Genomic DNA, 14,994 nt, shown 5'->3' on the forward strand with positions numbered 1-14,994 from the left:
CTGTGTTGGTTTTTTTTTGGCGAAAGATCTGATCACCAAATGCCATGAATGTTCCCTAACTCTTTGACTTTATTTTACTATTCGTGGGGATAGCTCAGAACCTAGTGTCATTTAATGGGAGCGTTGTAAGGGAAAATATTCAAAAGACATCAATAAATGAAAACGGAACTATAGTTCGAACTGAAAAAGGTCTCTTTCAGTTAAACGAGAAGAGTGGGGAGTTAGTCAATACTCATTTGGAGAAAGATAAGGCAGAGTTTTGTACCTCTTGGCAGGAAAGAGCGTTTATACGTCTCAATGAAATAGACCCTTCTGTTCTCTGCAATAGCGAGTTTTCCCATTATATAGAATCCGGTAAAAATGCCTTTTATTTCTACTTTGACGATGGACTCGATGCCAATTACTACTATATCGCTGACAACACCATACGTGACATAATTAAAGCCCCAAACAAAGTGGTCTTTAGCTCTTTGTTGAGTGGAGGAGAAATCGTTGCGATTGATGAATTTGATGATGTTCATTTTCAATTGTCCAAATTCAATTGGCGTACTGTTACCTCTAAAGAAGGTGGCTGGTTCGGGCTTCAATGTTTAATAGAGTTTCAAGAAAACTATTTGGTATGTACATCAGGTGCTGGACTAAAAGAAATCAACAAGAAAAATGGAAAAGTTAGCTCTTCCACGATATTGGGCCTAGAGAAACTAAGGTTCATTAGAGGCGCCATGGTTACTGAAGGGAAAAATCTCTGGGTAGCGTCTAATATGGGCCTGTTTGTTAAGCCCAATATAAGCAACTCAGCTTCTAAAGTGGGTATTCGTTTTGGACTCTTCGATACAGACTTTGAGTATAAGAGCTTTGAAGCGCTTGGTGAAAAAGTGCTAGTTAAGGGGGATAAATATAGTTACCTGTTGGATGAAGAAAAGCTAATTGAAAGTCTCAATGCAAATTCAATTGGGGAGATGTCTACTATCCTTAGTTATGTTCAATGGGGAGATGGAGAAGGACGGCATACCACATATTTTCCTGAGGACTTTGACTTCAAGTTTAAAAGTAGCTTTAAGGAAGTAACATTCAACTTTATCGTCAGTGATGTCTACAATGAAAGCAGCAGTATTGAATTTAAATTAGATGATGACGCTTGGGTTTCTCACAATAAACCTGTAATGAATTTAACATTGAGTGATATGAACTTTGGTGTGCATACTCTTAGAGTCCGGGTTCCAGCAGATAAAAGTACTGCAAATGAACTGACAATTAGTTTTGATATAGATCCACCTATTTGGGCTTCTTATATCGGCTTTACTATATATTTATTTATATTGGCTGGGGTTTTGGGTTTGTGGAGAGTAGGGGTTTTAGGCAGGCTATATAACAAATTCAAAACTACTAAACTCTACAACCATCTTACCCGCTACGAAATAACAGATGGGCAATCAAAATTTGAAAAGATGCTTCGCAGCAAAGAGCGCTTCATTAACGAAATCACCCACGAACTTCGCACCCCAATTCAGCTCATCAATGGATCGTTAGAAGGCATATCCAAAACAGCTTATGCAGCGAGCAAAGAACTGATATGTGTTCAGGACAATATGAAAAGGGTCGAACAGTTGATTAATCAAATGAGTCAAGATGTCCCTAAAGCCTTGGCGGCAGCCGACTACTACAGATCCTACTCGTCAGATAACATAAAGTTTATCGTCCTATCGCTAGAGCCATTAGCTAAGCAGAAGCGGCAGAATTTAGAATTACGTATTAAAGGGAAAAAAGAAATATCGCTCATTAACGACAGCTTAGAGAAAATCCTGGCAAATCTAATTCAAAATGCAATTAAGTTCACACCAGAACTTGGCACAATAAAAGTAGCCGCTATACAAGATAGTAAAGTGCTTAAAGTTATCGTTAGTGATGACGGAGAAGGAATTGATGAGCACTTTCACAAAAAAGTATTCGAGCGATTCACTAAAGGCAATAGTGAGCATGAAGGTCATGGTGTTGGCTTAGCAATGGTGAAAACCTTAGTTGAACTGAACCAGGGCGAAATTGCGTTAGAGAGTCAGAAAGGCATTGGAACTAAAGTTACCGTAACGTTACCCATTGATGATATTGAGTATGTAAATTCGCATGCTGAAAAATTGTCACCCGCAAATGCCAAATCGAACAAGAAATCACTATTAATAGTTGATGACAGCAGAGAGTTCCGCTCTTATCTATTTGATCTGTTTTCTACCCAATATCGCTGTTTAGTTGCGCGAAATGGTGTGCAGGCGTTAGATGTCATGCAGCATTATCTTGTCGATCTAGTTATCACAGATCAAATGATGCACGAAATGGACGGGCTGAGTTTAATAAGAGAAATTCGCGGTAACGTCAGCTATGCCAGTATTCCCATATTGATGTTAACTGCGGAAACCGGAACTGAATTAGAAAAATCAGCGCTAGAAGAAAAAGTGGACTACTTTTTGGCAAAACCTGCATCAAAAGAGGAAATTACTCTTAGGGTTGAGCATTTATTGTCGATCAGAGAGGCAAAAGAGCGCGAGGAAGAGGAAAGCGAAGAGCCTGCATTTAAATTTGGATGCCTGAAAATCCCCGAGTTTGATAACGAAAAGGATATGGCGTTCTTTTTGAACTTTATCGCAGTATTGGAAAAGAACTACCACAATGAATCATTCAATAGAGACCAAGCTGCCTCGCAGTTATTGATAAGTCCTAGAAGTTTGAACCGAAGAATGTCAGAGTTGTTTGAATACAACTTCAGCGAGTTTCTTTCACGCTTCAGGATCGAAAAGTCTATTCCGTTACTGTTAGAGGGAAATAGCATTCTAGATACCTGCCTAGACGTTGGCTTCGGCACCGCAGCTTATTTTTCGACGTCCTTTAAAAAGGTTATGAGCTTACCACCCAAAAAGTTTGTGGAGCAATACAATAAAACAGTAGCGTAAAGGTAGTATCTAAAAGAACTATATATACCTACGCCTTTCCGCCAAAAAGCCAATCAATAGAAACGATGCCACATAGCCTGCACCTTGGTACTGCCAGGGCAAGTAGGCTAGGGTGTGTTTTAAGAACGGAGCGCCGTACAAAGTTAGTGCACCATAGCCAAAGGCACACAGCACTACAAACAAACTAACGCGAATGGTGAAATGGTAAGGTGCCAGTATGCGTTTTACATGGCCGTTAATCAGGTCGCCGTACACCACTAAAATAGTGGCCATAAGCATAATGCTCATTTCGGTGTAATAGGGGCTTAAGGCGCGAGAAAGGGCACTGAAAAGTTCACTCATAAAATTACTACATTATGACGTTTTTACTGTGTGCCCATTATAACCACGGTAAGGTCAAAAGCGTTAACTAACGCCTTTATTAAGTGCGCTTACTGCTTTAAAGCCTTGCTCAATAGTGGCAATGCGGTCGGTGGTTTGATCGCGCTCTACAAATTTATGTTCAATACCGGCTAACTTGCCGTGCGCGAATATTTCTTTAAAGTTAATGGTGCCTGTGCCCACATCAGCAAAACTGCCGTCTTCGGCCATATCTTTTACATGCCAAAGTTTAAAGCGGCCTGGGTACTGCTTAAAGTAATCAACGGGGTTTTTACCTGCTTTTACCGTCCAGTATAAATCCAGTTCCAAGGCAACAAGGTCTGGGTCGGTCTGAGTTATAAGCACGTCCAATGGTGTCTTACCGTCGCGTACTTCAAATTCGAAATCGTGGTTGTGGTAGGCAAGAGTAATACCTTCCTTCTTACAGGCTTCACCAATGGTATTTAGCTTATCGGCAAGGGCTTGGTATGGAGCAATTCCCGTACCACGTTGGGCTTCGCTAAGCCAAGGAACTACCAAGTACTTGTGACCAACGGTTTGTGCGTCATCTAAAATTTGTGACAGGTTAGTATCGAACGCGTCTAACTGAATATGAGCCGAAGGCGCAGTGAGGCCATTGTCATCAAGCAGTTGCTTAATTTCCTTTGCGCTATGGTCAAAGTAGCCTGCAAATTCCATTTCCGAATAACCAACATCTGCAACCAGTTTAAGCGTAGCCGGCACACTTACTTTCATAATATCTCTAAGCGTGTAAAGCTGCAGACCAACAGCACTTTTGTGCATGCCCTTCATCATAGCTCCTTTATCACTGCCATGCCCCTGAACCGAACTAGTACGTGCCAAAACAGCAGGAGCGCTCATAGCCGCCAGTAAACCAGATGAATATTTAATGAACTGTCGTCTTGAAACGCCAGAGCCAATATTACTGGCCGCGTCTAAAATAGCTGTCTTACTTAAGTTTGTTTTACTTAAATTCACTGCTTGCTCCTTTTCTGTAGTGGTACATAGGTGATGACGCATCGCTATCATCAATTAACCCAAAGCTTTGCCCGTGCTCTCTCGCACAATAAGTTCAAACGGCATAATAACTTTGGGGGCTTTGCGAATTTTTCCGTTAAGAAGGTCCACCAGTAGCGTAACCGCCGTTCTACCAAATTCTTCTGCAGGTTGGGCAATAGTGGTTAGCGGTGGGTCGACAAATGCTGAAAACGCAATGTCATCGAAACCTGCCACCGATATGTCATTAGGAACATGTAGGTTGGCTTGCTTAAAGGCTTGCATGGCACCAATAGCCGTTTCGTCGTTTTCACAAAATACGGCGGTGGGTCTATTTTCAAGGTGACTAATGGTTTCCCCTGCGTTGTATCCGGCCTGTAATGTAAAATCCCCCGGGAACAACAAGCTTTCATCAAAGGTAATATTGGCTTGCGCTAATGCGTCTTTATATCCAACCAAGCGTTCTTGGGTAAGCGGGCTTGAATTAGGTCCTTTGATCATGGCTATACGGGTATGGCCTAATGAAATTAAGTGCTCGGTCATTGCTTTGGCTGCTGCACGGTTGTCTAACGACACAACAGGATATTGGCCATCGTCAATCACCTCACAGGCATTCACCATGGGAAGTAGGCCATTGTCGTTGATCATCGTGGCATCAAATGGGTTGTGCGCACGTAACTGTATAAGCCCATCAGCCTGAGAAGTACTTACCATCTTGGCGTAATGGCTTTCTATTTCACTATTACCAAGCGTATTGGCAAGTAAAATGGAATAGCCCAGTTCGGCTGCCGCTTCCTGCATACCGCTAATAACACGGGCAAAAAATACGTTCGCTACCGTAGGCACCAGTACCACTAAATTGTGCGTTTTTCCCGAACGAAACTTAACTGCCATTAAGTTAGGTTTATATCCAACTGCCTGAACAGCGGCCATCACCTTATTGCGCGTTTTAGGAGAAACACGCTCAGGTTGTTGCAATGTTCTTGATACGGTAGCGACCGATACGCCGGCACTATCTGCTACATCTCTAATATTTGCCATTTACGTTATTGTTGTTTGTTAATTCACTCGCGCATTGTAAACCTAACCCAGCAGAGGTGTGGTCTATACGATGGTAGCGAATTCAAAATTTACGTGAAATTAATATGTAACCGTTTTCATTTTAAGCAAAAGAATACGCACTTTCATTAAAACGTCAAAGGTTATTTGTAGGATTTATGTAAATTTGAGCTAGCTTTATGTTCAAATTTGGTGCAGGAATAGGCGGTTAAAGGTAGCAAAGCCCAAGTGTTACCTCACTATTTGTAAACTTTAGATTAATAAAATGCTGTTTTTTGTATTGACCATTAAAATGTAACGGGTTACATTTTGTGGCATTAGTAACACCAATAGTGCGTTTGCACACAGAGGAATTTCAATGCAACCAATTCGAATGGGAATGATCGGAGGCGGGGAAGGCGCGTTTATCGGTGCCGTGCATCGTCATGCCGCAGGGTTAGATGGGAACTACCAGTTGGTGTGTGGCGCATTTAGCCGCAACGAAAAAAATAATATGCGTACTGCTTCTGCGTTGAATGTTTCTACATCGCGTACATACGGCAGTTGGCAAACAATGTTAGAAGAAGAAGCCAAGTTACCTGAGCAGCAGCGCATGCAGGTTGTGGTTATCGTAACGCCTAATCATCTTCACGTACCTATTTCACTCGCCGCAATTAAGGCGGGCTTTCATGTCTTCTGTGAAAAACCAGCAGGCGTTAGCTTTGCAGAAGTAAAAGAGCTTCAAGATGTTATTCACGCCAGTGAATCGCTATACGGCTTGGCTCATACCTACCTTGGTTATCCTATGGTTTGGCAAGCACGTCATCTCGTTGAAAGCGGTAAGCTGGGCAAAATTCGAAAAGTGTATGTTGAGTATCCGCAAGGCTGGTTGTCTGGCGAAGAAGAAACGCACAATAAGCAAGCGCAATGGCGTACCGACCCAGCAATTTCTGGCGCAACGGGCGCAATGGGCGACATCGGCACTCATGCCTTTGGACTTGTTGAGTTTGTATTAAACGACAGTGTTACCTCGCTTTGTGGCGAGTTAAATACGCATGTTGAAGGACGCCGATTAGATGACGACGGCGCCGCGCTTATTAAAACTAAGAAGGGTGCGTCGGGCGTGTTGATTGCTTCACAGGTATGTGCTGGTGAAGAAAACGCGTTGAAGATCCGTGTCTACGGTGACAAGGGCGGTTTAGAGTGGCGTCAAATGGAGCCAAACTCCGTTATCTATCGCCCTGTTGATGCCCCTTATCAAGTGTATAGAGCCGGCCAAGGTCAAGTTGGGTTATGTGATGCTGCATCTGCACGTTGCCGTGTTCCAGCTGGCCACCCAGAGGGTTACTTAGAAGCAATGGCAAACTTGTATACCGATTTTGCTAAAGCGGTACGCGCGAATCAAAAAGGCAAAGCTGATGGCGTTCCAGGAATAAATTCAGGCATACGCGGAATGGTATTTATAGATGCCATGCTTGCCAGTACTGACAGCGACACCAAATGGGAGTCGGTCAGTCAGGAAGGAACGCAGTAATGCAATTAAAACATACAATGAAAAAGGTGAGCGTTTATGGCTACTAACCAACAACCAATAAAAGGGCCTGCTATCTTCCTTGCTCAGTTCATGGGAAAAGACGCGCCATTCGATACGCTCGAGAATATGGCGAAGTGGGCAGCGTCGCTTGGTTACAAGGGAATACAGGTACCTACCGATCCTAGTCTGTTTGATTTAGAAAAAGCAGCTGAGAGCCAAGAGTACTGCGACAACATTGCTAAAATTTGTAAAGACGCAGGGGTAGAAATCACTGAGCTTTCTACGCACTTACAAGGTCAACTAGTGGCGGTTCACCCCGCTTACGACGAGTTATTCGATAACTTTGCGCCGGCACACTTGCACGGCAAGCCACAAGAGCGAACCGAATGGGCAATTAATCAGCTCAAATGTGCGGCTATTGCCAGCAAGCGCTTAGGATTGAAAGCTCACGCTACCTTTTCTGGTGCGTTAATGTGGCACTTGGTTTACCCGTGGCCTCAGCGTCCTGCTGGCTTGGTCGAGCAAGGCTTTGCTGAATTAGCCAAGCGTTGGAAACCCATTCTCGATGCATTCGACGATGCGGGTGTTGACGTATGCTACGAAATTCACCCCGGGGAAGACTTGCACGATGGCGCTTCGTTCGAACAGTTTTTAAAAGCGGTAGATAACCACCCACGAGCAAATATTCTTTTCGATCCAAGTCACTTTGTTTTACAGCAGCTTGACTACCTTGACTTTATTGACCGCTACCACAGCCGGATCAAAATGTTTCACGTTAAAGACGCCGAATTCAATCCGAACGGTAGAAACGGTGTGTATGGCGGCTATCAAGACTGGCAAGACCGCGCGGGACGTTTCCGTTCCCTTGGCGACGGCCAAGTCGACTTCAAAGGTATTTTCAGCAAGCTTACCCAGTATGGCTTCACAGGCTGGGCAGTACTAGAGTGGGAATGCTGCTTAAAAGACAGTGCGCAAGGCGCGGCAGAAGGCGCACCGTTTATCGCTTCACACATTATCGAGCCAAGCAAATATGCGTTTGACGACTTTGCTGGTGGAGACGTAAGCGAAGCGAAGAATAATCGTATTTTAGGCCTTGAGCGCTAAGCGCCATCAATAGGATAACAATAACTATGATAACCCTACGCCTTAGTTTGATGATGTTCCTCCAGTTCTTCATTTGGGGAGGCTGGTTTGTAACATTAGGCACGTATTTATCAAATACCCTGTCTGCCAACGGTGGACAAATCGGCATGGCTTTCTCAACCCAAAGTTGGGGCGCCATCATTGCCCCCTTTATTGTGGGCCTTATTGCTGACCGGTTCTTTAATGCAGAAAAGATCCTCGGCTTACTACATATTGTTGGCGCCGTGCTTATGTACTGTATGTACCAAGCGAATGATTTCGCCAGCTTTTACCCTTATGTGTTGGCATACATGATTGCATACATGCCTACGCTTGCTTTGGTTAACTCAGTGTCATTCGGACAAATGGTCGACCCGTCAAAAGAGTTCGGAAAAGTTCGTGTGTGGGGCACTATCGGCTGGATTGTGGCAGGCCTTATGATTAGCTATGTCTTCTCATGGGATTCTGCACAGTCTATTGCCGATGGTATGCTCAAAAACACGTTCTTATTGTGCAGCGTTGCCTCGCTAATGTTGGGCGTATTCAGTTTTACATTGCCAAACACGCCACCTCAATCTAGCGGTAAAGCGGTAACTATTCGCGACATTCTTGGCTTGGACGCGTTGGCACTGTTAAAAGACAAAAACTTCTTTGTATTTTTTCTTTCATCTGTACTTATTTGTATTCCACTGGCGTTTTACTACCAGAATGCGAACCCATTCCTTACTGAAATAGGCGTTGAAAATGCAACGGGCAAAATGACACTAGGTCAAGTTTCCGAAGTATTGTTCATGTTGGCTCTGCCGGTATTTTTGAACCGTTTCGGTATTAAAGCCACATTGGTGATAGGCATGGCAGCGTGGGTTGTTCGTTATGCACTGTTCGCATTCGGGAACGCTGACGAAGGCTTGTTCATGCTTATTGTTGGTATTGCACTGCACGGTATTTGTTACGACTTCTTCTTTGTATCAGGGCAAATCTATACCAATGCAAAGGCGGGAGAAAACGTAAAAAGTGCAGCGCAGGGGCTAATTACCTTAGCGACATATGGCGTAGGTATGCTGGTGGGCTTTGCAGTGGCAGGCGCAATTACCGACACCTACACGATGGAAACCGGTGCGCATAGTTGGCAGCAGGTCTGGTTATTCCCAGCAGGGTTTGCAGCGGTTGTGTTAGTGCTATTCGCCATTCTGTTCAGAAAGGAAAAGGTGAACGCAGATGCATAACATTACCCGCAGAAAATTACTTCAAAGTATGGCTATGACAGGAGCAGGCATTGCCGGAACAGGGTTAGCAGCAGTTGGTTTAGCCACTGCGATGCCTGCTACAGCGAGTACAAACGGCACGAAAGGTAGCAACACCATGAATACGCCGCTTAAAGGAAATGTAAACCATTCGGTAAGCCGATGGACCTACGGCGATTTAAGCATTGAAGAGTTGTGCCAAACCGTTAAGCAATTAGGATTTGGAGCCATTGACTTGGTAGGTCCTGAAGATTGGCCTGTGCTAAAGCAGTACGGCATCGACTCTTCTATGTGTAACGGCGCCGAGATAAGTCTTGAAGACGGCTTCATTCACAGTGAGCTCCACGACGAACTAGAAGCGCGTTATATAAAGCACATCGATTTGGTCGCTGATGCAGGTTATACAAACCTTATCTGCTTTAGCGGCAATGCCCGAGGCATGTCACGAGAAGACGGACTGGAAAATGCGGTTAAAGGGTTAAAACGCATTTTACCTCATGCTGAAAAACGCAACGTAGTGATTTTCATGGAGCTGTTTAACAGCAAAGTCGACCACCCTGATTACATGGCCGACAATTCTGCATGGGCGATAGAACTTTGCAAACGCCTAGGTTCTAAGCACTTCTCACTGCTTTACGATATCTACCACATGCAAATTAATGAGGGAGATATCATCCGAACTATTCGAGATAACTATCAGTACTTTGGCCATTACCATACGGCCGGCGTACCTGGGCGTCACGAAATAGATGCTTCACAAGAACTCAATTACGAAGCAATTGCTAAAGCCATTGTCGAGACCGGATTTAAAGGCTACTTAGCACAAGAGTTTATACCCACACCGAAAACCAAAGCCAACAGAATAGCGTCGCTACAACAAGCGATCCATATCTGTGATGTGTAACGTGCGAACAGGCACAGCGACGAATTAAGTTTTAAGGACGTGTTATGGCGAGTAACGAATATGATGCAATAGTTATTGGATCTGGTATCAGTGGCGGTTGGGCTGCTAAGGAGCTAACTGAGAAGGGCCTGAAAGTGCTCATGTTAGAACGTGGCCAAAATATCGAGCACATTAAAGATTATAAAAATGCGCACAAAGAAGATTGGGATTTTCCTCACCGAGACTTGCCTACTCAAGCAATGAAAGTGGATTATCCCGTGCTTAAGCGCGACTACCCGCTAAATGAAAAAACGTACGGTATGTGGGCAAACGAAAAAGAAAACCCTTATACCGAAGACAAGCGCTTCGACTGGTACAGAGGCTACCATGTAGGTGGACGCTCACTGTTGTGGGGACGCCAAAGCTACCGTTTGAACAAAGAAGATTTCGAAGCCAATGCTAAAGAAGGCATTGCAGTCGACTGGCCTATTCGCTACGACGATTTGGCACCATGGTATGACTACGTAGAAAAATTCGCGGGTATCAGTGGTAATCGCGACGGCTTGGATGTATTGCCAGATGGTGTTTACCAGCCGCCAATGCCAATGAACATTGTAGAGGAAAGTGTCGCGGCGCGGGTGAAAAAGGCCTATGAAGGCGCGCGGCACATGGTGCATGGCCGCACTTCAAACATGACACAAAGCAAGCCCGAAGAAGGGCGTGTTCATTGCCAATACCGCAATAAGTGCTGGTTGGGTTGTCCTTTCGGTGGCTATTTCAGTACACAAGCATCTACGCTTCCAGCTGCGGTTAAAACAGGTAACTTAACCCTTCGACCTTTTTCGATAGTAAAAGAGATCTTGTTCGACAAAGACAAGAAACGCGCGACTGGCGTTGAAATTATCGATGCTGAAACCAACGAAACCTATGTATTTAAAAGCAAGATCATCTTTGTAAATGCGTCAGCACTTAACTCGGCGTGGGTACTGATGAATTCCGCCACAGACGTATGGGACGGTGGCTTAGGAAGCAGCAGCGGCGAGTTGGGTCACAACGTTATGGATCACCACTTTAGAGTAGGTGCCTCGGCAGACGTAGAAGGCTTTGACGACAAATATACCTACGGTCGCAGACCGAGTGGCTTCTATGTGCCAAGGTTTAGAAACTGGGGAAGTGATAAGCGAGATTACTTGCGTGGATTTGGTTATCAAGGTGGTGCAAGCCGCTCAGGTTGGCGCAAAGACATAGCTGAACTTGGTATAGGTGCTGGGCTTAAAGATGCGATAACCGAGCCTGGTCCTTGGACAATAGGCATGACAGCCTTCGGTGAAATTCTTCCGTATCACGAAAACAAAGTGTACTTGAATAAAAAAGTCACCGACAAATGGGGCTTACCAGTACTCGCAATGGATGTAGAGATTAAAGAAAACGAGCTTAAGATGCGTAAGGACATGCAGCAAGACGCTATTGAGATGTTTGAAGCGGCTGGCCTTAAAAATGTTCAAGGCTGGGATGCAGACTACGCACCTGGTATGGGCATTCATGAAATGGGTACGGCGCGTATGGGAAGAGATCCTAAAAGCTCTGTGCTTAACGCGCATAACCAAGTATGGGATGCACCGAACGTATTCGTGACCGATGGTGCGGCAATGACATCGGCCAGCTGTGTTAACCCTTCACTGACCTATATGGCATTAACGGCGAGAGCCGCAGACTTTGCCGTAGAAGAGTTAAAGCGAGGAAATCTATAATGGAACGCAGAGAACTACTTAAACTCATAGCAACTGCTACAGGCACAGCATTGTTCGCAGGTAATGTACTTGCCTACACAGATGTGCCCGCTGTACCGCTTAGCGACACATTATTTAATGAAAAAGATGTGGCTTTGCTGAATGAAATGGGTGAGGTGATCATTCCTCAAACTGACACGCCTGGAGCAAAAGCGGCCAACGTTGGCGCGACAATGGCTGTGTTGATAACCGATTGCTACACACCTTTGCTTCAGAAAACCTTTCTTGATGGCATTAAGAAAATATCTTCGTTATGTCAAAGTCGTTTCAACAAGCAATTTGTTCAGCTTACCAAGCAAGAACGAGAGGCTTTATTTAACGACCTAGATGTAGAAGCGAAAGCGGCGAATCTTGCTAACGGTGTTTATCAAGGTGTTGAAACAGGAAAGCCAAGTCAGTGGGAGCCAGGCACCGATGAGCCAACCCCTCACTACTTTACGTTATTAAAACAGCTAACACTTTATTGCTTTTTCACGTCTCAAGTTGGCGCGACTAAGGTACTTCGATATGTGGCTATTCCTGGACGTTACGACGGTGCATTCCCTTATAAAAAGGGCGACAAAGCGTGGGCAACCTAAACCTGCGCTATCGAGCAGCCAAACACAACACAGTTATACAACGGATAAAACAAGGTACTGACACTATGAATAAAACACTCGTCGCTTCAACTGTCGCTTTGCTTATGCCACTTTCTGCATGCGCAACGACAGATGCAGATACTGAGAAAAGCGAATCGCGGTTAACCCGCGAACAACAGGCCTCTAAAACGGAAGTTTGGGAACCTGTTCCTGAAGTGGTTTCTTTTGATAAGGCAGGCGTGCCCTCTGATGCCATCTCTTTAATTGGTGATGACCTATCTAACTGGACTTCAGTAAAGGAAGGTGATGCTAAGTGGACGCTGGAAAACGGTGTTCTAACAGTGAAGCCAGGAACAGGCGATATCAAAACAAAAGCAGAGTTCTGTGATGTTCAGTTGCACGTAGAGTGGAAAGCGCCACAGCCAGAAGCAGGTATGGAAGGACAACAGCGCAATAACAGTGGTATCTTCCTGCAGCAGCGATATGAAATTCAGGTCTTGGACTCATATCAGAATAAGACCTATCCCAATGGACAAGCGGCAAGCGTATATAAGCAAACTATTCCTTTAGTTAACGCTATGAAGGCGCCTGGCGAATGGCAAACTTACGACATCATATATAAAGCGCCTACCTTTAACGGTGAAGCGCTAGCAACGAAAGGTTATGTTACGGTAATACATAACGGCGTAGTGGTTCAGAATCATACTGAAATTCAAGGGACAACAGAATGGATCGGTGCACCTAAGTACAAAGCTCACGGATGCGCACCGCTTCAATTACAAGATCACGGCAACTTAGTAAGCTTTAAGAATATGTGGGTAAGACCACTTTAAAAAGCTAGCCGATAGATATCTTCAATCTCTTCAATACTCAATTGCTTGGGATTATTGCGAAGAAGGCGAGTTACTTTACTCGCCTCTTCTGCTAACTCCCCTACACAAGAAGGTGGAATATTAAAGTGGGTGAGTGAAGCGGGAATGCCTACGTCGCGACACAGTTTTTCTATAGCAACTAATAACAGTTTAATTGCTTCCTCTTTTGAGTGGTGGCGCTCACATACCTTTAAAAGCTTAGCCACACAATAAAGTTTGTCTTGGCAGAACGGCGCATTTACTTTCAATACATGAGGTAGCATTACCGCGTTACTCATGCCATGTGACAGATGAAACCGTCCCCCTAGTGGATAAGCTAAGGCATGTACTGCCCCCACGCCCGCGTTTCCAAACGCAAGACCGGCCATTAAACTGCCGGTGGCCATATCTTCACGTGCTGATAAGTTCTCACCGTTATTATAAGCGTGAAGTAATGAATTAAAGATAAGCTTCAGTGCTTTCTCTGCTAATGCGTCGGTAATTGGGCTGGCATTTACACTTATATAAGCTTCAAGCGCGTGAACGAATGCGTCTATACCGCTCGCTGCTGTAATGGACGGGGGGCAGGTTTTTGTCATTTCAGGTGCAACGATCGCAACATCGGGTAGCAAGCAGTGGCTAACAATTCCTTTTTTCATCTGTTCTATCGGATCTGACAAGATAGCAATATTGGTAACTTCTGAACCTGTACCGGCAGTAGTGGGGATAACAATAAGAGGCAAACGTCGTTTTGAAAGCGTATTTTCACCGAAGAGTTCACTGAGGGAGCCAGTATGATCGTATGTAGCTGCAAGTACTTTTGCACTATCAATAGCGCTACCTCCGCCAAGAGCGATAATCCCGTCTACTTGCTTCTCACGAAGTATCGCTAACTTATCTTCTATGATATTCACTTCAGGCTCAGGTGGAATGTCATCAATAATAAGTAAGGGTGAAGAGGGTAATAGTGTGAGTAGTTGCTCAAGAAGACCAGATGAAGAAACGCCCTTGTCAGTAACGATGGCACATTCCTTTATGGATAATCTCGCCATTTCATCCGTGAGGGCTTTAATAGCGCCAAGACCCGTTATGAGTTTTCCAGCGGTTTTAAATTCAGAAACCTTCATGCAAACCCCTCAATAATCCACGTACACGTTCAAATACTGTTCTATTAATTTATAGTACACAGCGTGACTTACCAATTAACTAACCTTATAGATCGTGAAAAGCACGGTGAATTAGTGGTTTTTATGAACGTATTGCGCATTGTTTATGCAAACGATCGAAAAATAAGGATTTTTTTAAAATACTTGTTGACGTGAGCGCTCATTTCCCTAAAATACGCATCCGCTTCGGGGGAAAAGCAAAACAGCAAGCCTCCTGAAGTAAGTCTCTACTACCTTTATAGGCCAGTAAAGACGGGAGTTTAGAAGAAGCGCTTCAGAAAATAAATTTTCAAAAAGTGTTGACAACAAAAACTTCCAGCGTATAATGCGCACCTCACTCGAACAGGGTGGGTCACTAAGAAGCAATGGCTTCTAGTGAATGTTCTTTAAAAATTTAGACAAGACAATCTGTGTGGGCACTCGTTAAGAGTGTCACAACGACGATTCATATTTCGATATATTTAATTGA

12 protein-coding genes are annotated in these 14,994 nt (G+C 44.4%); 8 read left to right on the forward strand and 4 right to left on the reverse strand.

Annotated features, from left to right (window positions below; genetic code table 11):
- The first annotated feature begins 104 nt into the window (after window positions 1-104).
- Window positions 105-2,942, forward strand: a complete 2,838-nt coding sequence (locus MHM99_RS21425; protein ID WP_239220342.1) for an ATP-binding protein — start codon at window positions 105-107, stop codon at window positions 2,940-2,942.
- Window positions 2,943-2,960: 18 nt separating this feature from the next.
- On the opposite strand, the gene MHM99_RS19495 is transcribed toward MHM99_RS21425, so the two are convergent.
- The 3 genes from MHM99_RS19495 to MHM99_RS19505 form a co-directional block, all read right to left on the reverse strand.
- The gene (locus tag MHM99_RS19495) at window positions 2,961-3,284 is read right to left on the reverse strand and encodes a DUF3392 family protein (RefSeq protein ID WP_014947959.1); all 324 of its coding nucleotides are present in this window, start codon (window positions 3,282-3,284) and stop codon (window positions 2,961-2,963) included.
- Between the two features lie 63 nt (window positions 3,285-3,347).
- A complete protein-coding gene (locus MHM99_RS19500) occupies window positions 3,348-4,301 on the reverse strand; it encodes a sugar phosphate isomerase/epimerase (protein WP_239220343.1) in 954 nt (317 codons plus the stop codon).
- Between the two features lie 54 nt (window positions 4,302-4,355).
- Window positions 4,356-5,360, reverse strand: a complete 1,005-nt coding sequence (locus tag MHM99_RS19505; RefSeq protein ID WP_239220344.1) for a LacI family DNA-binding transcriptional regulator — start codon at window positions 5,358-5,360, stop codon at window positions 4,356-4,358.
- A 376-nt stretch (window positions 5,361-5,736) separates the two neighbouring features.
- Between MHM99_RS19505 and MHM99_RS19510 the strand changes: the two genes are divergently transcribed.
- The 7 genes from MHM99_RS19510 to MHM99_RS19540 all read left to right on the forward strand — a co-directional run bounded on the left by MHM99_RS19510 (window position 5,737) and on the right by MHM99_RS19540 (window position 13,341).
- Complete coding sequence (locus tag MHM99_RS19510; protein ID WP_168463291.1) at window positions 5,737-6,891, forward strand: Gfo/Idh/MocA family oxidoreductase; 1,155 nt, start codon at window positions 5,737-5,739, stop codon at window positions 6,889-6,891.
- Window positions 6,892-6,927: 36 nt separating this feature from the next.
- Window positions 6,928-7,995, forward strand: coding sequence for a sugar phosphate isomerase/epimerase (locus MHM99_RS19515; RefSeq protein WP_168463292.1), 1,068 nt, complete (start codon window positions 6,928-6,930; stop codon window positions 7,993-7,995).
- 26 nt (window positions 7,996-8,021) lie between these two features.
- The gene (locus MHM99_RS19520; RefSeq protein WP_020745223.1) at window positions 8,022-9,239 is read left to right on the forward strand and encodes a nucleoside permease; all 1,218 of its coding nucleotides are present in this window, start codon (window positions 8,022-8,024) and stop codon (window positions 9,237-9,239) included.
- The gene (locus tag MHM99_RS19525) at window positions 9,232-10,161 is read left to right on the forward strand and encodes a TIM barrel protein (RefSeq protein WP_168463293.1); all 930 of its coding nucleotides are present in this window, start codon (window positions 9,232-9,234) and stop codon (window positions 10,159-10,161) included. Before MHM99_RS19520 ends, MHM99_RS19525 begins: the two co-directional genes overlap by 8 nt.
- A 44-nt stretch (window positions 10,162-10,205) precedes the next feature.
- Window positions 10,206-11,891 (forward strand): GMC family oxidoreductase, encoded by a 1,686-nt coding sequence (locus tag MHM99_RS19530; RefSeq protein ID WP_020745225.1) that lies wholly within the window; start codon window positions 10,206-10,208, stop codon window positions 11,889-11,891.
- A complete protein-coding gene (locus MHM99_RS19535; protein ID WP_131138197.1) occupies window positions 11,891-12,508 on the forward strand; it encodes a gluconate 2-dehydrogenase subunit 3 family protein in 618 nt (205 codons plus the stop codon). The genes MHM99_RS19530 and MHM99_RS19535 overlap by 1 nt, the downstream gene beginning before the upstream one ends.
- A gap of 65 nt (window positions 12,509-12,573) precedes the next feature.
- A complete protein-coding gene (locus MHM99_RS19540; RefSeq protein WP_168463294.1) occupies window positions 12,574-13,341 on the forward strand; it encodes a DUF1080 domain-containing protein in 768 nt (255 codons plus the stop codon).
- Here the strand turns inward: MHM99_RS19540 and MHM99_RS19545 are convergent.
- Window positions 13,338-14,486 (reverse strand): iron-containing alcohol dehydrogenase, encoded by a 1,149-nt coding sequence (locus tag MHM99_RS19545; RefSeq protein WP_168463295.1) that lies wholly within the window; start codon window positions 14,484-14,486, stop codon window positions 13,338-13,340. The two genes, MHM99_RS19540 and MHM99_RS19545, sit on opposite strands and share 4 nt — an antisense overlap.
- Between the last annotated feature and the right edge of the window lie 508 nt (window positions 14,487-14,994).

Source organism: Alteromonas sp. MmMcT2-2 (genome assembly GCF_022348305.1).
GTDB classification, from domain to species: Bacteria; Pseudomonadota; Gammaproteobacteria; order Enterobacterales; family Alteromonadaceae; genus Alteromonas; species Alteromonas macleodii.